This is a genomic window from Pseudolabrys sp. Root1462 (genome assembly GCF_001426945.1).
GTDB lineage: Bacteria > Pseudomonadota > Alphaproteobacteria > Rhizobiales > Xanthobacteraceae > Pseudolabrys.
On the sequence record NZ_LMFS01000001.1, the window covers coordinates 1 to 20147 of the forward strand.

19 protein-coding genes are annotated in these 20147 nt (G+C 60.4%); 15 read left to right on the forward strand and 4 right to left on the reverse strand.

What is annotated here, in order from left to right; genetic code table 11:
* The first annotated feature begins 500 nt into the window (after positions 1-500).
* From ASD45_RS00005 to ASD45_RS22785, 4 genes are all read left to right on the forward strand, one after another.
* Complete coding sequence (locus tag ASD45_RS00005) at positions 501-1034, forward strand: chemotaxis protein CheW (RefSeq protein ID WP_082540531.1); 534 nt, start codon at positions 501-503, stop codon at positions 1032-1034.
* A 2-nt stretch (positions 1035-1036) separates the two neighbouring features.
* Positions 1037-2947, forward strand: a complete 1911-nt coding sequence (locus ASD45_RS00010; RefSeq protein ID WP_082540532.1) for a methyl-accepting chemotaxis protein — start codon at positions 1037-1039, stop codon at positions 2945-2947.
* Positions 2948-3044: 97 nt separating this feature from the next.
* Positions 3045-3326 carry a hypothetical protein gene (locus ASD45_RS23220; RefSeq protein ID WP_156380648.1) on the forward strand — a complete coding sequence of 94 codons (282 nt, stop codon included), beginning with the start codon at positions 3045-3047 and terminating at the stop codon, positions 3324-3326.
* A gap of 315 nt (positions 3327-3641) precedes the next feature.
* The gene (locus ASD45_RS22785; protein WP_082540533.1) at positions 3642-4481 is read left to right on the forward strand and encodes a Crp/Fnr family transcriptional regulator; all 840 of its coding nucleotides are present in this window, start codon (positions 3642-3644) and stop codon (positions 4479-4481) included.
* Between the two features lie 195 nt (positions 4482-4676).
* Here the strand turns inward: ASD45_RS22785 and ASD45_RS22790 are convergent, their stop codons facing one another.
* Entirely contained in the window at positions 4677-5456 is a 780-nt protein-coding gene (locus ASD45_RS22790; RefSeq protein ID WP_082540534.1) for a response regulator, read from the reverse strand.
* Positions 5457-5481: 25 nt separating this feature from the next.
* Here ASD45_RS22790 and ASD45_RS23835 point away from each other — a divergent pair, with 25 nt between their 5' ends.
* The 3 genes from ASD45_RS23835 to ASD45_RS00035 all read left to right on the forward strand — a co-directional run bounded on the left by ASD45_RS23835 (position 5482) and on the right by ASD45_RS00035 (position 8298).
* On the forward strand, positions 5482-5982 hold the full coding sequence (locus tag ASD45_RS23835) for a cation-transporting P-type ATPase (RefSeq protein WP_200949609.1): 501 nt from the start codon (positions 5482-5484) through the stop codon (positions 5980-5982).
* Positions 5983-6166: 184 nt separating this feature from the next.
* The gene (locus tag ASD45_RS00025; protein ID WP_056909608.1) at positions 6167-7069 is read left to right on the forward strand and encodes a GNAT family N-acetyltransferase; all 903 of its coding nucleotides are present in this window, start codon (positions 6167-6169) and stop codon (positions 7067-7069) included.
* A gap of 437 nt (positions 7070-7506) precedes the next feature.
* A complete protein-coding gene (locus ASD45_RS00035; protein ID WP_056909610.1) occupies positions 7507-8298 on the forward strand; it encodes a fumarylacetoacetate hydrolase family protein in 792 nt (263 codons plus the stop codon).
* 117 nt (positions 8299-8415) lie between these two features.
* Here the strand turns inward: ASD45_RS00035 and lhgO are convergent, their stop codons facing one another.
* The 3 genes from lhgO to ASD45_RS00050 form a co-directional block, all read right to left on the reverse strand.
* On the reverse strand, positions 8416-9666 hold the full coding sequence (gene lhgO / locus ASD45_RS00040) for an L-2-hydroxyglutarate oxidase (RefSeq protein WP_082540535.1): 1251 nt from the start codon (positions 9664-9666) through the stop codon (positions 8416-8418).
* Positions 9663-11366, reverse strand: a complete 1704-nt coding sequence (locus ASD45_RS00045) for a thiamine pyrophosphate-binding protein (protein WP_056909611.1) — start codon at positions 11364-11366, stop codon at positions 9663-9665. The genes lhgO and ASD45_RS00045 overlap by 4 nt, the downstream gene beginning before the upstream one ends.
* A gap of 108 nt (positions 11367-11474) precedes the next feature.
* Positions 11475-12311 (reverse strand): IclR family transcriptional regulator, encoded by an 837-nt coding sequence (locus ASD45_RS00050; RefSeq protein ID WP_056909612.1) that lies wholly within the window; start codon positions 12309-12311, stop codon positions 11475-11477.
* A gap of 242 nt (positions 12312-12553) precedes the next feature.
* Here ASD45_RS00050 and ASD45_RS00055 point away from each other — a divergent pair, with 242 nt between their 5' ends.
* The 8 genes from ASD45_RS00055 (at position 12554) to ASD45_RS00090 (ending at position 20015) form a co-directional block, all read left to right on the forward strand.
* Positions 12554-12874: an NIPSNAP family protein gene (locus tag ASD45_RS00055; protein WP_056909613.1), complete on the forward strand. Its 321-nt coding sequence runs from the start codon at positions 12554-12556 to the stop codon at positions 12872-12874.
* 65 nt (positions 12875-12939) lie between these two features.
* Positions 12940-13698, forward strand: a complete 759-nt coding sequence (locus tag ASD45_RS00060; protein ID WP_082540536.1) for a 3-oxoacyl-ACP reductase family protein — start codon at positions 12940-12942, stop codon at positions 13696-13698.
* A gap of 66 nt (positions 13699-13764) precedes the next feature.
* Complete coding sequence (locus ASD45_RS00065) at positions 13765-15198, forward strand: NAD-dependent succinate-semialdehyde dehydrogenase (protein WP_200949611.1); 1434 nt, start codon at positions 13765-13767, stop codon at positions 15196-15198.
* A gap of 185 nt (positions 15199-15383) precedes the next feature.
* Positions 15384-16637: an ABC transporter substrate-binding protein gene (locus ASD45_RS00070; RefSeq protein ID WP_244485119.1), complete on the forward strand. Its 1254-nt coding sequence runs from the start codon at positions 15384-15386 to the stop codon at positions 16635-16637.
* 76 nt (positions 16638-16713) lie between these two features.
* Complete coding sequence (locus ASD45_RS00075) at positions 16714-17574, forward strand: branched-chain amino acid ABC transporter permease (protein WP_056909617.1); 861 nt, start codon at positions 16714-16716, stop codon at positions 17572-17574.
* A complete protein-coding gene (locus ASD45_RS00080) occupies positions 17571-18542 on the forward strand; it encodes a branched-chain amino acid ABC transporter permease (protein WP_056909618.1) in 972 nt (323 codons plus the stop codon). Before ASD45_RS00075 ends, ASD45_RS00080 begins: the two co-directional genes overlap by 4 nt.
* Positions 18532-19260 (forward strand): ABC transporter ATP-binding protein, encoded by a 729-nt coding sequence (locus ASD45_RS00085; protein WP_056909619.1) that lies wholly within the window; start codon positions 18532-18534, stop codon positions 19258-19260. Before ASD45_RS00080 ends, ASD45_RS00085 begins: the two co-directional genes overlap by 11 nt.
* Positions 19257-20015, forward strand: a complete 759-nt coding sequence (locus ASD45_RS00090; protein WP_082540537.1) for an ABC transporter ATP-binding protein — start codon at positions 19257-19259, stop codon at positions 20013-20015. Before ASD45_RS00085 ends, ASD45_RS00090 begins: the two co-directional genes overlap by 4 nt.
* Positions 20016-20147 lie beyond the last annotated feature (132 nt).

The following is a 20147-nucleotide window of genomic DNA, read 5'->3' on the forward strand; positions in this document are numbered from 1 at the left end:
TCAATCGGGCGAGGTTGAATGGAGCGGCAGGATATCACGCTGCGGAGATGAGATGATGCGGGCGTCACCGATGTTCTGGTGATGGCAATCGGGCAACGGAGTAGCCTCAAACACCGCTTAGCCACTCCGACCGAGGTAGCCAATATACCAGCGAGCAGTTCCATCGGCGGAGCGAGCTCACGGCGAGCCGGGTGCGGGGCATGCCACCAGATTGGATAAGCCATTATCAAGTGGCGTATCGAGGCGACAATGTAGAATGTGTTCTGCTGACTCAAAAATCCATAATCTACTTTAATATTAAGCCTTGCTATTCCTTATCTGTGTTGAGGTAACGTCTGTCTAATAAAGTTAATCTAAGGTTCATCGTGTGGGACTGGCGCGTGTTCGGTTCCACCGCTGACCCGGGTGTCTGCATTCATTTTGTGTAGATTCACCGCCCCGGAAAAGTGCCAAGCGTCAATCGGCCTCGTTTGAGGCTTTCAGGGGCGAGTCACTACATCATGAACCAGATAGCTGCTTCGCCGGATTCCGCCGCCAGCCAGCCCAATCCAAATGAATGGAATGGCGCCGGCGCTGTTCAGGGGACGGCGGCCCAGACCCAATTCATCAGCTTCGCCATCGGCGACGACCAATATGGCGTCGACATCATGGCGGTGCGCGAGATCAAAGGTTGGGCCGATATCACCCACCTTCCCAAACAACCTGAATATGTCCGCGGCGTACTCAATCTGCGCGGCGCCATCGTGCCAATCGTCGATCTGCGCTGCCGCTTCGGCCAGGGCCTGACCGAAACGACGCCGCTGCACATCGTGATCATTGTGCAGATCGGCGGTCGCCAGGTTGGCTTGATTGGCGACCGCGTGCTCGACATCGTCTCTGTCGACGCCACTGGCATCCAGAAGGTGCCGCGCACCGGACATGGCGAAACGACTGACTTCCTCTCCGGCCTCGTCACCCATGACGGTGTCATGATCGCGCTGATCGATCTGCCCAACCTTCTGTCAGTGCAGGACGCTGGAGCCGCCAGCCACTGACCATGAATGCCCGCCGGCGGTCTGCCTGCGGCAAATTCCACATTCCTTATCCCGTCACACAAACAGCACGTGAACTTTTTGGGGGCAATCCAATGTTTCGTCTCTCTAATATCAGTATCGGAATCAAACTTTCCATTATGTCCGGCTTGGGCATTCTTTTCGTCGTCGGCCTGATCGCTGGCCAGATCATGGGCAGCGCATCGGTCAAGAGCTCCGGCGATGCTGCCGACGTCCAGAGCGAAATTGGTCGTGGTGTTATGGCGACCAAAGCGTCGTTGCGCGGACTACAAATGGCGGTCAAGGACATTCGCCTCAGCCGCGACCAAACACAGCTCCAAGCTGCGTTGAACGGTGCCGATGCGCGGCTCAAGGCGGCGCATGGATTTGCGGACCCGCTCGTCGCAAAGTTCGCGAACCCTGAAAACCGCGCGCGCATGGAAAAAATTATCGCCTTGTCGGAGCAATACGCCAAGCTCGCGAAGGGGATCGCCACTGTTAAAAGCGAGATATTCGACGTACAGGCTAAGCAGCCAAGTGCCGATATTACCGAACTCGACCACAAGCAGTTTGAAATAGCGAAGGCCTCGCTGGCGGTCGCAAGTGAAGCCGAAAAACTGATGGAAGAAACCGACCAAGGGGCAGGCAAGGTCCGCCAGGAGAAGCAGGCGCAAGCCGAAGCCGCGCAGACTTTTGCCGATCGTCTCGCTCTCGGGCTTGGCCTCCTGACCGCCTTAATTATGATAGGCTCCGCTATCCTCGGCGCCTTCACCATCGCCAAGCCGCTTAAGGCGCTAGTCAAGCCGTTGGAAGATGTCGCCGCCGGCAATTTCGCCATCACCGTCCCCGGCATTGGCCGTAAGGACGAAGTCGGGCAGATCGCCGAGGCGGTCCAGTTGATGGCGCAGAAGGTCTCCTCGACCATTGGCGAGATCAAGGCGTCCGGCCGCGAGGTCACCAACGCCTCGGCCGAAATCTCGACAAGCACAACCGACCTGTCGCAGCGGACCGAGGAGCAGGCCGCCAGCCTGGAAGAAACTTCCGCCGCGATGGAAGAGCTGTCCGCGACCGTGAAGAAGAACGCCGAGAACGCCCAGCAAGCCAGCCAGTCGGCCACCGCTACCCGCGACGTTGCCGCTCGCGGCGGCCAGGTCGTCGCCAAGGCCGTCGAAGCCATGGCGAAGATCGAGGACTCCTCACGCAAGATCTCCGACATCATCGGCGTCATCGACGAAATCGCCCGTCAGACGAATTTGCTGGCGTTGAACGCGGCGGTCGAAGCGGCGCGCGCCGGTGAAGCCGGTCGTGGCTTCGCGGTGGTTGCCTCGGAAGTCCGCAGCCTGGCGCAGCGTTCGTCGCAGGCGGCTAAAGACATCAAGGACCTGATCACCAACTCGAACGGTCAAGTCAAGGACGGCGTCGAACTGGTCAGCCGTGCCGGTGCCTCGCTCACCGAGATCGTCGAAGCGATCAAGGGTGTGGCCACCATCGTTGCCGACATCGCCAATGCCTCGATCGAGCAGGCAACCGGCATCGAGCAGATCAATAAGGCGCTGACCCAGATGGACGAGGTCACCCAGCAGAACTCAGCGCTGGTCGAGGAAAACGCCGCCACCGCCAAGACCCTGGAGCATCAGGCCAAGGCGATGGACGAGCAGGTTGCCTTCTTCCAGATCGCGGTCGGCGACGATCGCGGCATGAACGCGCCGTCGCGCAACGAAAGCCTCGCGCCGCGGGCCCCGATCGCCCCCTCGCGCGGTCCGGCGGCTCGCAAAGCACCGGTCGCCGTGAAACAAGCGCCGTCGCAGTCTGCCCAGCCTGCCCAGCGCGCCGCCGGCGGTGCTGGACCGGCCCGTCGCATGCAGACGGCGCTGGCCACCGCCGTCAATGCCGACCAGGACTGGAAAGAGTTCTAAACCTCGGATTTAATTCAGACCGGCCGCAGCGGATATTTCTTTGCTGCGGCCGGTCGTCATTTCCAAATGCCTAAACACCAACATCCGGATAGCGGCGATGAAGTCCAATGACAAATCGAGAGAAGAAAATGTCGAGTTTCTTGCGGGGGCAAAATCTCTCGATCGCTATCTCAAGGAAATAAGCTGGAATTTGAGGTCTATGACGACACAGGCCGATTTGTTGGAAACGGTAATCGTGGCGACTAAGAAAGGGCAACGCGAGCATAATCTGTCCCGAGTGAAAGACAATAGACGCAAGGGCGAACATCGTCCGCATGCTGCGCTAGACAAAGCACGTTGTGAAAATCAGGCGGGACCTTTTGGAATCCGGAGAAGCTAAAATAAACTTTAGCCACGGAGATAAAACAGGACCAGAAAGCGGGGCACCCCCTGCTTTAAAGATCGGTCGCGACCGCTAAGAGAAATACGTGGATCTACGTACGTGGTTTCTCTGATGTCGGAGCATCAAATCAATTTTATATAGACATTCTCGTTAGCCTATCTGAACGTCGAAACGTCGGATCAGGTTACATGCGCGTATTAGCGTTAGATCGCATCTCGATCATAGGCTGCAACATAGTCTCCTTTTCTCGGTTAGTCGGAGCTATGTCCTAATCGATATTTGGACCATATCGTCTCGGAGGTACGTAACGGCATGGAATTCGACCTCAAGCGCATTCCGATCGAATCGGAGAAATCGATCGTTAACTCCTCCGGCACTTCCAGACATCAATTGAAAATAATTGACGGGATGCCGTCTGATGTCGAGGACACACTAGCGCCACCAAAGTATTATTGCGCCACTTGTCCGGCCAATGAATTAAATATATGCGAGGCTAACAATAGGCCTCGTACGACGGCTTTTCAGCGCCTTGAGAACCTTCATCTCAATTCATACGAACAAAGAATCCCTGCGCGACGGATAATTTTGCACCCTAAGGAATACAGCGAACATATGTCGATAATCTGCTCTGGTTGGGCATTTTCTGCGATAATTCTGCCAGACGGAAGGAAGCAAATTCTATCGTTCCTCCATTCCGGTGACGTAGTATCGGACGTGACACCGTGGATGAATATGTCTCGAAAACATGTGGTGGCAATTACAGATGTAACGCTGCGTAAATTTAAATGTAGCGAGGTCAAAAATAGTTTTTCTAAGCGAGTCGATATGTTTGAAATAATTACAAAGCTTTGGGCTGAAGAGAGAGCTCAGGCAGATGAATTGATAGTATCCCTTGGCCGTCGGCGGGGAGAAGGGCGTATCGCACAGCTAATTCTGTTTCTGATGAAAAAACTCGTCGATCGCGGCATGGTGACGGGACAAACGATGATGTTTCCTTTGCGTCAGAGCCACATCGCCGATGCTACCGGGCTAACGGCTGTACATGTCTCTAAGGTTTTAGGTGATTTTCAGCGCAAAGATCTTATCAGAATTGAAAATAGATCGCTTGCCATTTTGAATGCTGAAGGGCTGCAGCGCATCGTTGCCTCTTAACAGGAGCTTGGCTAATTTGGCGCGCCTGCTACTCGGCGTGTGCTTATATCGATCTTTGGACTGTGGACGGCTACAGGTCGTCGGTCAACGGTAAAGCCGCCGCGCCGTCAAATCTCCTTTATGAGTTCCAATCTTAATTCCACACCCTGCGAATTGCCAGGATGTTGATCTTATCGATCATGTGTCGCGAGCAAGTCAATTCATGCGTCGTGAAAAAATACGTCGGCTTACCTCGACAAAATTTCTTGCATTTAGTTTCTCAAGTATCCGCGACCGGTGCACTTCGATGGTGCGAGGACTTATTCCCAAATGTTGCCCTGCCTCTTTTGACGAGGCGCCCTTAGATATCAAAGTAAGCACTTCCTGCTCTCTATCGGTAAGAACCTGTCTAACAGGCAATTCATTAGACGTGTCATAACCGAGCAGGGCGCACTTTTCGTTATATGTGCGAAGGCCCTCTTTTATTCTGTTTACAACTTCCGCCACGCGAAATGGCTTTTCGAAGAAATCCAGCGCGCCCAAACGAATTGACTCTACGGCCTTCGGTATGTTGCCTGCCCCAGACATCATAAAAACTGGGATTTGGCATTGTCGTTCGAATAATATGTGCAATAATTGAATGCCGGAGAGGCTTGGCATCTGTAAATCTAGCAGAATGCAGTCTGGGCTGTCGCTTTCTAATGCGGTTAGAAATTCGGCTCCGTTCGAGAAGCTCCTTACGATAAAGTTCTTGCGTCGAAAAATGTTCTCAAGGGTAATTTTTACATCTTCGTTGTCGTCAACTAAAAACAGGCTAGGTGCCATCGTTTGTTCCCATTCCGGAAGAAAGCAATCTGCCGAATCACCGGCATTGTATACTTTTTCTAATCCTCTGGGGGTGGACACTTTGCAGGCGGCTACGACGAATTCTGAACCAAGACTTCGGTGGACGGCGGCAATTTCCGGCAGGACCCCTGACATCGCTTCCGCGTCCATTCCCGACACCCTCGCGGCGCTCTATGTGGACCCCGAGCTAGGACTCACGCGCACTGAGGTGGAAATCCGTCGGAAGACGGACGGATACAACGAAGTGGCCTTGCAAAAGGGGCACCCGGTTCTCGCGTTTCTCGGCAAGTTCTGGGGCCTGTCGGCTTGGATGCTTGAACTGATCATGGTCTTATCGCTGTTTCTCCGAAAATATTCGGATCTCGCGGTGGTGAGTGCGCTCCTGGTCGTCAATGCCGTATTGAGTTTTGCACAGGAGCGCCGTGCCGCCGGCGTCGTCGAGACGCTGCGGAAGCGCCTGCAGGTCGGCGCCCGCGTGCGGCGCGATTCGAGCTGGCAGGTTATTCCCGCCAGGGAACTGGTGCCTGGCGATATCGTCCGAGTGCGTTCCGGCGACATCATCCCGGCGGATGTGAAGATGCGAATACCTTATCGGTCGTCACCATCGGGTTGCTCCATCAAAAAGTACAAAGCGGCCGACACAGTAGCACATGTGTGGTTCAAGTTACTGCCTTAAGACAATGCCCGGCCTTTCAGGCGACAAATAAGGTAAGCAAGTGGTCCAAAGCAGGCCTCGCTGCGCGGCTTTCCTGTCAGCGAATTAAGCGGGAAATGCGATGATGCACCGCGATGTCATTTGACGTCGCTGCCCCACGCTCTATCCTGATGGGCACCAGAGGTTCCTGGTACGGAGTTGCCGAATGTCACTCGTGTATCGGCCCGCACGCGCGCAAGACTTGGAACGCGCCGACGCGATTGTCGTTGCCAGTATCAACGACCTCACCCAACGTCACGGCTTTGGGCCAATGGCCGTCTCGCGTCCACCCAATTTTCAATCGTTTTCCTTGAAGGATGACGCCGGTGGCTTGTGGGTGGCGGAAGACGCCGATGAAATCCTCGGCTTCGCTTGGAGTTGGGTCCGTGATGACTTATGGTTTCTCGCACAGTTATTCGTGTCGCCTGGTCATCAGGGCCGTGGCATCGGCATTGAATTGTTAAAGCGAACATTGGAACACGCGCGGAAATCGGGAGCTTCCCGCAAGGCCCTGATCACCTTCACCTTCAATACGATATCTCAAGGACTTTATATTAGGCACGGGCTATTCCCGCAGTTTCCGATTTACAATTTTAGTGTCGCGCGTGAATTATTAATGAGCCGCTTGCAGGGCGCGCAATTCCGCTACGTACCCCTTGAGGAAACAGCTTCGCACCTGCACAGCCTTGCCCAGATTGACGCTCGGGCTTTGGGGGTATCACGCGATAAGCATCACAGGTATCTGATCAACGACAGTGCGACGAGAGGCGTCATGCTTTGCGCGGGAGACGACCATGTTGGGTACGTTTACGTTAATTCCGACGGTCATATTGGCCCCCTCGCAGTTACGCAAGATGACGGCATTGGCGCTGCATTCACGACCGCACTCGCTTTGGCCGCAGAAAGCGGTTCTTCACAGGTGTCGGCATTCCTTCCCGGCACATGCGATAGGGTGCTTAGCCTCGCTGTGGAGCATGGGATGCGTATTACGATCCCGATGGTGTTGATGGCGACGCGCGATTTTGGAGATTGGACCCAGTATCTGCCTCGCAACCCGGGCTTTATGTGAGAGAAAGTGATTGCTTCCGACATAAAGCAGACGCTTCAGATGATCGGTGCTGGCTTTTAATCGTGCCGGGCAGGCATGATTTTCACCTCGGTGTATCATGGGTGCGAAATTATCTACGGTGGCATGCCGTCTAGGATGCTAAAGGCTCGACAGCGTGCCCGGTTGTGGTCACCAGCGCATTGAGCCGCGTGGAGGCCGTCGCTTATGGCGGCGTCTCGCCTTCTATGCTTGGCCTGATGGTGAAGGACAGCCGTATACCGGGCCCGAAGCCGATAAACGCTAGCATAATTTTGGGCCGTCAGCGGCTCGACGAGTTGTTCGAGCAGTGGCCCGATAGAGCCAATCAGAATCTACGGGACGGTGGCCAGATGTCATTGCTTTCATTCGTGGATCGGTTGCGCTAGAAGCGGCGCTGGTTTGAGGGCAATGGGACGTCAATGAACGACACGGCTTACGCATTGATGCAGGCGCGGCGGTTGGCACAGGCAACCGACGTTTTTCCGGGTGAACTGCCGCGCGATCTCGCCGAAGCCTACGATGTTCAAAGCCGGGTGTTGCAGCCGGGCCGCAAAATCGGCGGCTGGAAAGTCGCCATGATCGCCCCGGATTTCCGCGCGCGTTACGGCGCCGAGCGCATTGCCGGGCCGATCTATGCCGACCGCATCCAGCGCACCGCCGGCGGGCAGGAGACATTGGTTGCCGGGGTTTTCGATGGCGGGTTCTCGGCGCTGGAAGCCGAATTCGCCATTGTCATCGGCACGGCATTGAAAGCCGCCGATGCGCCCTTCGACCGCGCGACGCTGGAAGCGGCGATTGCCTCGCTGCATGCCGGCGTCGAGATTGCATCGAGCCCGGTGCGCGGCGTGCTCGCGCTGGGGCCCGCCGCATTGGTCGCCGATCTCGGCACCAATGTTGGCGCGATTGTAGGTCCGGCCTTCGCCAACTGGCGCGACGTGCCGCTTGAATCATTGCGCTCGCGCATGACCATTGACGACGCGGTTGTGGGCGAAGGTTCGGCGGCAAGCGTGCCTGGCGGGCCGGTCACGGCGCTCGATTTCCTGGCGCATCAACTCGCCCGTCTCGGCCGCGATCTGTCGGTTGGCGACATCGTGCTGACCGGCATGACAACCGGCGTTCACCCGGTCGAACCGGGTAGCCGTGGTCTTGTCGAGTTTCCCGGCCATGCCAGCATCGCTATCGACGTGCGCGCCATCGCCGCGCAGCCGTAATCCGCGCTTAGAGCGTTTTCGAGCGAAGTGGGTACCGGTTCGCGTGAAGAAAACGCGACAAAATAAGAATCTAGAGCCCCGTCTTTGATTCTAGCAAAGACGGAAAGGCTCTAGCGATCAGGCGTGCAAGTCGAACAATGTGACCGCGCGCTCGACGATGTGGCGCGCGATCGGGATCGACGACGTCGCGGCGGGCGAGGGCGCGTTGCAGACATGCAGCGTGCGCGCCGTGGCTTCGATGAGAAAGTCATGCGCCAACGTGCCGTCGGCCAGCACCGCTTGCGCGCGCACGCCGGCGCGGTACGGCAGCAGATCGTCGGCTTCAAGCTCGGGGCAGTATTTCCGGCACAGCGCCAGATAGCGCGTCTTGCTGAGCGAGTTCATCATCTCGTTCATGCCGGAGCGCAGATTTTTGGTCATTACCTTGCGGAACCCCGGATAGGCCAACGTCTCGGCCAGATCGCGCAGATTGACCGAAGCAAAGCGATAGCCTTCGCGCGCGAAAGCCAGCACGGCGTTGGGACCGACCGTGACATAGCCGCCGATCATGCGCGTCAGATGCACGCCGAGAAACGGCAACGTCGGATCGGGAATGGGATAGATCAGATGCTGGACGATGCGGTCGTGCCGCGGCGCCAGCCGGAAATACTCGCCGCGAAACGGCACGATGCGAAAATCGAGCGCAACGCCGCTCATGCGCGCCAGCCGGTCGGCCATCAGCCCGCCGCAGGCGACCAGATGGCGCACGCGCAGCGTGCCGGTGGCGGTTTCGATGGTGACGCCGTTGCCGTCCTCGCGGATTGCTGTCACCTCGCGGCCGGTTGCAATCGTGCCGCCGGCCTTTGTGATGCCGCCGGCCATGGCCTGCGCGACCTCGCCATAATCGACGATGCCGGTTGACGGCACCAGCAGCGCGCCGACGCCGCTAATATGCGGCTCGCGCTTTTTCAGCTCCGTTGCGTCCAGCCGCTCGACCGCGATGCCGTTCTGCTGGCAGCGCTCGTACAGATCGTCCATGCGGGCGCGTTCGTCTTCGTCGGTGGCGACCAGAAGCTTTCCGCATTGCTCGAAGGCAATGCCGTACTCGCGGCAGAATTCCGTGGTGGCCGCGACGCCGTCGCGGCAGAACTGCGCCTTCAGGCTGCTGGGCGCGTAGTATACGCCGGCGTGGATGACACCGCTGTTGCGTCCGGTCTGATGCGCGGCGAGCCGATCTTCCTTTTCCAGCACGACGACCGATAGTTCCGGAAAGCGGCGCAGGATTTCGCGCGCCGTCGCCAGCCCGACAATGCCGCCGCCGATGATGGCGATGTCGGCATCGAGGGCAGGTTCCCGGCCGTTGGTATGTGTCGGAGATGTTCTCGTCATTTAGCCTTCGCCGCCGCGCGCAAGCCGGCGATGGTCTGGCTGGTTGAGATCAGTTCGGGATCGGTTTGCAACACGATCAAGGCGGGACGTCCCGATGTGCTGGCGCGCTGGAACGCGGCGGTGAAGTCCTTCGTCTCGGTCACCATTTCGGCATGCGCGCCCATCGCCTTGGCCATCGCCACGAAATCCGGATTGACAAGATCGGTGCCGATCACCCGCTCGGGATGCTCGCGCTCCTGATGCATGCGGATGGTGCCGTACATCCTGTTGTCGAACAGCAGAATAATCGGCTTGCCGCCATGCTGCGCGGCGGTGGCGAGTTCGAGACCACTCATCATGAACCCACCATCACCAACGCAGCCGACCACAATCCGATCCGGACAAATGAGCGACGCGGCGACGGCCGCCGGCACCGAATAGCCCATTGATCCATTGGTTGATCCGATCTGGCGGCCGGGCCGGGCGTAGCGCAAAAAGCGTTGCGGCCAGCCGGTGTGGTTGCCGGCGTCGAGCGTGATGATGGCGTCTTCGGGCAGCAGGTCGCGCAAGGCGGCCATGGCGCGCTCAAGATCGAGCGGTCCGTCATAGCGCGGCGGTTGGATTGTCCCGAGGTAATCGCGGTGCGCGTGTTCACGACAATCTGTCCAGCGGCCGGGATCAAACCACTTCTTGCCGGAAAGCGCCGCGGCGAAGGCGCTGCTGCCAGACGCGATGGCAAGATCGGGATTAAAGACGCGGCCGATCTCGTCGGCATCGGGATGGACGTGGATGAGGCGCTGGCGCGGCGCCGGTGCGTTCATGACGGTGTAGCCCTGCGTCGTCAGTTCGCCGAGCCGGGCGCCGATGACCAGCACGAGATCGGCGTCCTTGAAGCGCTGGATCAGCGCCTTGGGTCCCGACGTGCCGAGATCGCCGGCAAAGCACGGCGAATGATTGTCGAAACTGTCCTGACGGCGGAAAGACGTCGCGACCGGCAGGCCGTTGGCCTCGGCGAAACGCTTGATGTCGTCGCAGCCCTGGTCGGTCCAACCCGACCCACCGACCAGCAGCAGCGGGCGCTGCGCCTGGGCGAGCAATTCGCGCAATTGTTCGATTTTGCCGGCGGAGGGTTCGGCGTGCACCGGGATATAGGGTCTCGCGTCCTCGACGACGGCGATTTCGGTCAGCATATCTTCGGGCAAAGCGAGCACGACCGGGCCGGGACGTCCCGATGTCGCGACCTGAAAGGCGCGCGCGATGTATTCCGGGATGCGCGCGGTGACGTCGATCTGCGCCGCCCATTTGGCGACGCCTGCGAACATCTGCCGGTAATCGATTTCCTGAAACGCCTCGCGGTCCATCATGTCGCGGCCGACCTGGCCGATCAGCAGGATCATCGGCGTCGAATCCTGGAAGGCGGTGTGGACGCCGACGGCGGCGTGGCAGGCGCCGGGGCCGCGCGTCACCATGCAGATGCCGGGCTTGCCGGTCAGTTTGCCGTAGGCATCGGCCATGTTGGCGGCGCCGGCTTCATGGCGGGCATTGATGAGGCGGATGCTGTCGCGGGCATCGAACAAAGCGTCGAGCACTTCGAGGTAGCTCTCGCCCGGCACGCAGAACGCCGTGTCGGCGCCGTGCAGCACCAGCTGATCGACCAGAATCTGTCCGCCGGTCCGCTTCCGATTGCTGGCTTTGCCGCTGGTGGCCGAAACGTCTTGCATCGCGCATCCTCCGCCCGGATGCGCTCTGCGGCATCGGGATCAATTATCACTATGTGGACATGTGTCCAAAGTGAAAATGATCGAGCGGATGCCTCGTGTCAACGGCCCTTATGAAATCGCCGGCTGAAGTCCTGTTGAAAGCCGGGCCGGGCGGCTCTCGCCGGCGGCCGGGCGATGGCCAAGAATGCGCGACACGGCGGCCGCGGTGTTGAGCAGGGGCTGCACATACGTCGCCTCGACCTTGGCGCGCAGACGGAAGCGCGGAATGCTGATGCTGATGCCGGCAACCGGCCGGCTGTCGCGGTTGAGCACCGCCGCGCCGAAACAATAAATGTCGCGCTCGTTTTCGGCTTCATCGGTGGACCAGCCGCGCGCCTGCGCATCGGCGATTTCCGAGCGCAGCGCATTGATTGAGGTAATCGAATGGCCGGTCACCTGCGTCAGCGCCAACTGCGAAAGAATGGCGTCGCGTTCCGCTTCCGGAAGATGCGCCAGATAAATCTTGCCGACGGCGGTGCTGTGCAGCGGCACCGAAACGCCGAGCGAACAGGCCATACGTACTCGTTCGGGGCTGTCGAGGTTATCGACATAGAGCATCATGTTGTTGTGGAAGATGGCGAGATGCACGGTCTCGCCGGTCAAATCGCGCAGCGCCACAAGGTGTTCGTGGGCGATATCGCGGATGTCGGTCTGCTCCAGCGCGCGGTGCGCGATCGTGACCAACGTATTGCCGAGCTGGTAGGTGTGCCCGTTCTTCGACGGCCGCACCAGGCCTTCATCGACCAGAGCCGACAGCAGCCGGTACACGGTCGGCCGTGGCAACGCCGTCACCTCGGCCAATTCGCGCACGGTGAGCTTGCCCGGCGCTTCGGCGATCGCCGACAAAACCTTGATGCCCTTGCTGAGAGCGGCGGTGCCCTTGGTATTCGCGTCCTGGCCCAACATCGTTCTCCCGCGTTTTCCGAAATCAAGCCGATTGACAGACTGGATCGGTCACGACTAGATTATCACTTACTGACGAAATGTCCATATGTTGATAATCTAAAGCAACCAAATAACAGCGTCGTCCGGGAGGATAACACGCGGCGGACGGTTTTAAAAACCGCCCCGTCACAAAGACCGCGCCGATTCTGGCCGCGGTCTTTAACAGCGTTTTCCTCCCACCCGGCCAGCGGAGCTAGCACACGATGTATATCGATCACCGCACCTACACGTTTAAGCCCCTGATGATGGGCAAGTGGCTGGCGCTGTACGAAGAGTACGGCCTGCCGGTGCAGACCAAATATCTCGGCAACCTCATCGGCTTCTTCCAGACCGAGATCGGCACGCTCAATCAGGTCGTCCATCTCTGGGGCTTCACCGATCTCAACGATCGCGCCAAGCGCCGCGCCGACATGTCGAAAGATCCGGCCTGGCACGAATTCATCCGCCGCAACGAAGAGCTGGCCGCCTTCGCGCACCAGGAAAACAAGATCGTCGTGCCGGTCAAGTTTTCGCCGATCAAGTAATCGCTTTTCAAGAATAACGAGACGGTCCGCAAGGTTTCGACTTTGGGCCGAATAAGGAGACGGACGTGGTGGCAAGACTGGATGGCATTTGTGCTTTGGTGACCGGCGGTGGCCGGGGTATTGGCGCGGCGACGGCGCGCCGCTACGCGGAAGAAGGCGCCAAAGTCGGCATCATGGGCAAGGGCGCCGAGAGCCTGGCGCGCGCCAAAGCCGAGTTCGCCGCCGACGGCCTTGAGGTCGAAACCTTTATCGGCGACGTGTCGTCGGCCGCCGATGTCGAGCGCGTGGTCGATGATTTCGTCCGCAAGTTCGGCCGTATCGACGTTCTGGTCAACAATGCCGGCATGACGCTGCCGGCGGCGTTCGCCGACAAGACCGCCGATCAGTGGATGAAGGTGTTGCAGGTCAATCTGATCGGCACGTTCCTGTGCAGCCAGGCGGCGGCGCGCCACATGCGCGAAGCCGGCAAGGGCAAGATCGTCAACGTCACCTCGGTGCGCGGGCTCGATCATTGCGGCCGTGCGCCGGTCGCCGATTATTCCGCCGCCAAGGCCGGCGTCATCAACCTGACCAAGACTTTGGCCAAGGAGCTGGCGCCGAACATCACCGTCAACGCGGTCGCGCCCGGCCACACCAGCACCGATCTTCTGCGCTCGCTCACCGACGACGCCAAGAAGGGCATGCTGTCCGGCACGCCGCTCAACCGCTTCGCCGAACCCTCCGACATCGCCAACGCCATTCTGTTTCTGGGCTCGGCGGAATCCGACTTCATTACCGGCCAGCAGATCGTCGTCGATGGCGGCTTTTCGCTGAAGGCCGGCTGATAACAACGCGACCTTGCGCAAACGCGCACCGACGACGACGACCGAATGAAAACGCAAGAGGCACATATGTATCCGGATGTTTTGCTCTATATCGACGGCGCCTGGACCAAGGGCGCCAGCGGCAAGACCGAGCCGGTGCTGAACCCGGCGACCGGCGAAACCATCGGCAAGCTCGCGCATGCCGACCGCGCCGATCTCGACCGCGCACTCGCCGCCGCCGACAAGGGCTTCAAGGCCTGGCGCAAGGTCTCAGCGTTCGATCGCTACAAGGTGCTGCGCAAGGCCGCCGACATCATCCGCAGCCGCGCCGATGACATCGCCAGACTGATGACGTTGGAGCAGGGCAAGCCGCTCACTGAGGCCAAAATGGAAACGCTCGCCGCCGGCGACGTGATGGACTGGTTCGGCGAGGAGGCCCGCCGTGCCTATGGCCGCGTCATTCCGGCGCGCATGGAAGGCGTCTATCAACTCGTCGTCAAGGAGCCGGTCGGTCCGGTCGCCGCCTTCACGCCGTGGAATTTCCCGATCAATCAGGCGGTGCGCAAGATTTCCGCCGCACTCGCCGCCGGCTGCTCGATCATTCTCAAAGGCCCGGAAGAAACGCCGGCTTCCTGCGCCGCGCTGGTGCAATGCTACATCGATGCCGGCGTCGCGCCCGGCGCGGTGCAACTCGTGTACGGCGTGCCGGCCGATATTTCGTCGTATCTCATCGCGCATCCGGTCATCCGCAAGATCACCTTCACCGGCTCGACCGCCGTCGGCAAGCAACTGGCGAGCCTCGCCGGCCTGCACATGAAGCGCATCACCATGGAATTGGGCGGCCACGCGCCGGCCATCGTGTTCGAGGATGCCGACGTCGATAACGCCGTCAAGATTCTGAGCGCCAACAAATTCCGTAATGCGGGCCAAATCTGCGTCGCGCCGACGCGCTTTCTGGTGCACGAGAACGTGTACGGCAAGTTCGTCGAGGGCTTCACCCAGGCCGCCAAGGCGATCAAGGTCGGCGACGGCCTCGATACCGACAGCCGCATGGGCCCGCTCGCCAATATCCGCCGCATCGAGGCGATGGAATCCTTCGTCGCCGACGCCGTGAGCAAAGGCGCGACAATCGCCACCGGCGGCAAGCGCATCGGCAACAAGGGCAATTTCTTCGAGCCGACCGTGCTGACCGGTATCAACCGCGACATGAAGATCATGAACGAGGAGCCGTTCGGCCCGCTGGCGCCGGTGGTTTCATTCCGCGATTTCGACGAAGTGGTCGAGGAAGCCAACCGCCTGCCGTTCGGTCTTGCGGCCTATGCCTATACCCGCTCGGCGAAAACCATGGCGGCGATTGGCGCCGCTTTCGAGAGCGGCATGGTGTCGATCAACCATCACGGCCTGGCTTTGCCGGAAGTGCCGTTCGGTGGCGTGAAGGATTCCGGCTACGGCTCGGAAGGCGGTTCGGAAGCGATCGAAGCGTACCTGAACACCAAATTCATTTCGCAAGCCGGCAACTGATACGCGGGCAGGCGAGGGCGGCGCAAAGGCAGCGCCGAGGACGAAAGCAGGAACAGTCGGCGAAGCCGGTCGCCGGCAGGACGTTTTAACTAACGGGCGCGGAAGCGGCGGCAACGCCGTTTCCGTCCGGCCGCTCAACGAAACGATCTGACACTCAAACGCTAACAAAATCTGGGGAGGACTTCGTGAAGAAAACATCACACTTGATGGCGGCGCTGCTCGCGGCCGTTGCGATCTCGGCGCCGGCCACGCTGGCGCGCGCCGCCGATCCGATCAAGGTCGGCATCATCTGGCCGCTGACCGGCAACGCCGCGGCGGCGGGACAGGCGTCGAAGGCGGCGATCGAAGTCGCGCTCGACATCATCAACAACAAGCATCCGGAACTGGGCGACCTGCCGCTGGCGGCGACCGAAGGCCTGCCGAATGCCGGCGGCGCCAAGATCGTGGTCGAGTTCACCGACCATCAGGGCAATCCATCGACCGCGCAGCAGCTCGCCGTGCGTCTCATCACGCAGGACAAGGTGCACGCGCTGTTCGGCGCCTATCACTCGTCGTGCAGCTTCACCGCCACCGCGGTTTCCGAGCGCTACGGCATTCCGTTCATGGTCGGTGAATCCGCCGCCGGCAACATCACCGGCCGTGGCTTCAAGTGGACCTTCCGTGGCACCCCGATCGCCAGCGATTACGCCGCGACCTACATGCGCTTCTTCGCCGACATGAAGAAGCAGGGCCGCAAGATCGAAACGATTGCGATCGTCAACGAGAACACCGATTACGGCACGTCGGTTGCCGCCGCGATCGAGGAAGAAGCCAAGAAGAACGGCATTTCGGTCGCCATCAAGGTGCCGTACAGCGCCAACTCGACCGACGTCGCGCCGCAGGTTCTCCAGCTCAAGGAGAAGAACCCTGACGTCGCCATCTTCATCAGCTACACGGCCGACGCCATCCTGTTCATGAAGACGATGCGCAACCTGAACTACCTGCCGCCGATGGTCATCGGCGACGATACCGGCTTCTCTGATCCGTCGTTCATTCCCGGCGTGTCGGCTGTCGCCCAGGGCGTCATGAACCGCAGCGCCTGGGACATCGGCAAGCCCGGCACCACCACCTACAAGATCAACGAGATGTACAAGGCCAAGACCGGCCGCGATCTTGACGACACCAGCGCGCGCAACATGCAGAGCTTCTTTGCTCTCGCCGATGCGCTCAACCGTGCCGGCTCGAACGATCCGGAAAAGATCCGCGCCGCTTTGGTGGCGACCGATCTCAAGCCGAACCAGCTGATGATGGGTTACGAGGGCGTCAAGTTCGACCAGACCGGCCAGAACGTGCTGGCCGCGACCTACCTCATTCAGCTCAAGGGCGATGCCTATCAGCTGGTCTGGCCGGATCGCGCCGCCGCCGCCAAGGTGGAATGGCCGATGAAGGGCTGGAAATAAAAGCTATGTTACTCCCTCCTCCGGTGGAGGAGGGAGCTTTCACTTCAACGCGCATGGCGCGGACAGCGAGCCTATTATGCTTTTGCTCCAGGTGATCGTCGGTGGCCTTCTGCTGGGCGCCATCTACGCTTTGTTCTCGTCAGGCCTCACATTGATCTGGGGCATGATGAATTTCATCAATTTCGCCCATGGCGAATTCGTCATGCTCGGCATGTATGTGGCGCTGCTGACGGTCACGTATCTCGGCGGCGGGCCGGTGCTGTTCAGCCTGAGCGCGGCGGTGACGCTCTACGGCATCGGCATCATCATTTATCTGACGCTGATCCGGCACGTCATGAAGGGGCCGATGCTGGCGCAGATCCTTTCGACCTTCGGTCTGGCGCTGCTGCTGCGCTACGCCGCCTTCTGGATTTTCTCGGCCAATGTCGTGTCGCTGCCGCAGACGACGTTGAGCGGCATTGTCGATGTCGGCGGCATCCTGATGCCGATGTCGCAACTGGTCGCCGGCGTGGTCGCCATCGTGCTGACCGTCGGCCTGCACCTTTTGCTGACGCGCACCAATATCGGCAGCCGGCTGCTTGCGGTTGCCGAGGATCGCAACGCGGCGATGCTGATGGGCATTCGCCCGGACCGCATGCAGGCTTTGGCGTGGGGACTGGCCGCCGGCAGCGCCGGTATCGCCGGTGCGCTGATGGCGATTTCCTATCCGTTTTCGCCGTCGGTCGGTGAGACGTTCGGCCTGACGGCGTTCGTCGCGGTGACGTTGGGCGGCTTCGGCAGCGTGCCGGGCGCGCTTTATGCCGGGCTGATTATCGGTCTCATTCAGGCGCTGTCGGCCTATTGGCTCGGCGCGATTTACAAGGACATCGTCGTCTACGCGATGTTCGCCGCACTGCTGTGGCTGCGACCGCAGGGTTTGATGGGAAAAGCGTCATGAGCCGCAACGTTAAACTGGGCATTCTCGGCCTCGCGGCGATCCTGCTCTTGTATCCGCTGCTGTTTAGCGGCGCCTTCGCGCTCAATGTCGGCTCGGCGGTTTTGCTTGCCGCGATCTCGGCGTCGGCGTGGAATATCGTCGGCGGCTATGCCGGACAGATTTCGGTCGGGCACGGCATGTTCTTCGGCGTCGGCGCTTATCTGCCGCTGCTGATCTATCAGATCACCGGCCTGCCGCCTCTGGCCGGCGTGCCGGTCGGCATCGCTCTCAGCATCATCCTGGCGATCATCATCGGGCTGCCGGCGTTCCGCCTGCGCGGCCACTATTTCAGCATGGCGACCATCGCGGTCGCCGAACTGATCCGCATCTTCACCGGCACCTGGGAATATGTCGGCGCGGCCATCGGCCTGCAGGGCCCGGCGGTCGGGCGCGGCTGGTGGGATTTAACCTTCCGCGACGAGACGCCGTATTATTACATCTTCCTCGGCGTGCTGGCGGTGGTGCTTTACGTCACCTACGAATTGCAGCGCAGCCGCTTCGGCAGCTATCTGCGCGCCATCAAGTCCGACGAGCGCGCGGCGTCCAGCCTCGGCGTGTCGGTGCGGATGACCAAGCTCAAGGCGCTGGTCTTGAGCGCGATCTTCACCTCGATCGCCGGGTCGCTCTATTCGATCAAGACCGGTTTCGTCGATCCGGAAAGCGGCTTCGGCATTCTGGTGTCGGTGCAGATGGTCATCATCGCCGCGCTCGGCGGCGCCGGCAGCCTGTTCGGGCCGCTGGTCGGCGCGATCATCCTGGTCTCGTTGCAGACCGCGACCAACACCTGGTTCGGCGGCGGCGGTTCGGGTCTCACTTACATTCTTTATGGCGGAATCATCGTGCTGATCGCGCGTTACGAGCCCGGCGGCCTGTACGAATACTGGCAGCGCATTTCGCCTCGCCTGTGGAGGTCGCGCCGTGCTGCTTGAAGCCAAAAACGTATCCCGCCAGTTTGGCGCTTTCTTCGCCGTGCGCGACGCCAGCCTGTCGATCGCGCAAGGTGAAATCGTCGGCCTGATCGGGCCGAACGGCGCCGGCAAGTCGACCTTCTTCAACTGCCTGGCCGGTGACATGCCGCCGAGCGCGGGCCAGGTGATCTTCGACGGTCAGGACGTCACCTTCGCGCCGCCGGAAACGCACGCGCTGGCCGGCATCGGCCGTACGTTTCAATTGCCGGCGACGTTCGAGGACATGACGGTGCTGGAGAACGTCATGGTCGGCGCTTATCTGCGCCACCCGCATCGCAACGCCGCGCGCGATCGGGCGATGGAGGTGCTGGAGATTACCGAGCTGAAGGACCTCGCCATGCAGCGGGCCCGCACCTTGGGCACGCCCGGCCGCAAGCGGCTGGAAATCGCCCGCGTGCTGGCGACCAGTCCGCGGCTGATGTTTCTGGATGAGGCGCTCGCCGGTCTGACGCCGAGCGAGGTTCAGCGCGCGATCGGGCTGGTGCGCCGCATTCATGGCATGGGCATCACGCTGGTGATCGTCGAGCACATCATGGAAGTCATCATGGCGCTGACCGAGCGCGTGATCGTGTTCAACCAGGGCCGCGTCATTGCGCAGGGCAAGCCGGCCGACGTCGTCAAGGATACGCAGGTGATTGAGGCCTATCTCGGCAGCGGCCGGCGTAAGCGGAGAGCATGAACGCCATGGACACTTTGAACGTTCAGAACCTCGAAGTCCGCTACGGCGATCTGGTCGGCGTCGCCGACGTGTCGCTCAAGGTCGAGATGGGCAAGGTCGTCGCGCTGCTCGGCTCGAACGGGGCGGGCAAGACGACGACCCTCAACGCCATTGCCGGGCTGGTGCCGGCCTCGGGCGGCTCGATCGAATGGCGCGGTGAATCGATTACCCGCCAGCCGGCCTATGCCATCGTGCGCAAGGGGCTGGCGCTGTCGCCGGAAGGCTGGCGGCTGTTCGTGTCGCAGACGGTCGAGCAGAACCTGCGCCTTGGCGCCACCGCGCTTGCCGACAAGTCGCGCATGAGCCATTTGTTCGAGCGCGTTTATGAGTGCTTCCCGCGCCTGGCGGAGCGGCGTCACCAGCGCTCCGGCACGCTGTCGGGCGGTGAACGGCAGATGCTGGCGATGGGTCGCGCGCTGATGAGCGAGCCCAAGCTCCTGTTGCTCGACGAGCCGAGCCTGGGCCTTGCGCCGGCGGTGGTCGAAACGATGTATGAAACGTTGCACGGGTTGCACAAGCAGGGCTTGACTCTGCTGCTGGCCGAGCAATCGATCCAGCTTGCGCTCGATATCGCGGACTATGCCTATGTGTTGCAGACCGGGCGCACAGTGCTGGAAGGCACGGCCGCCGATCTGGAAAACAACGAGCAGGTGCAGCGCATTTATCTCGGCGTCGGCGCGGCCGAAGAGGCGGTCACCACGTCTCCGGCTGCCTAGGCGCAGCAGGAGACGGCCTCGGCCACGAGAGGCCGGCATCACAAATTCGATATTATCGCGTTCATAGCGGTCAGAGGCGACGTTTTGCAATTGGCGCAAGTAGTATGCAGGGCCGATATCGTCTGAGATGAA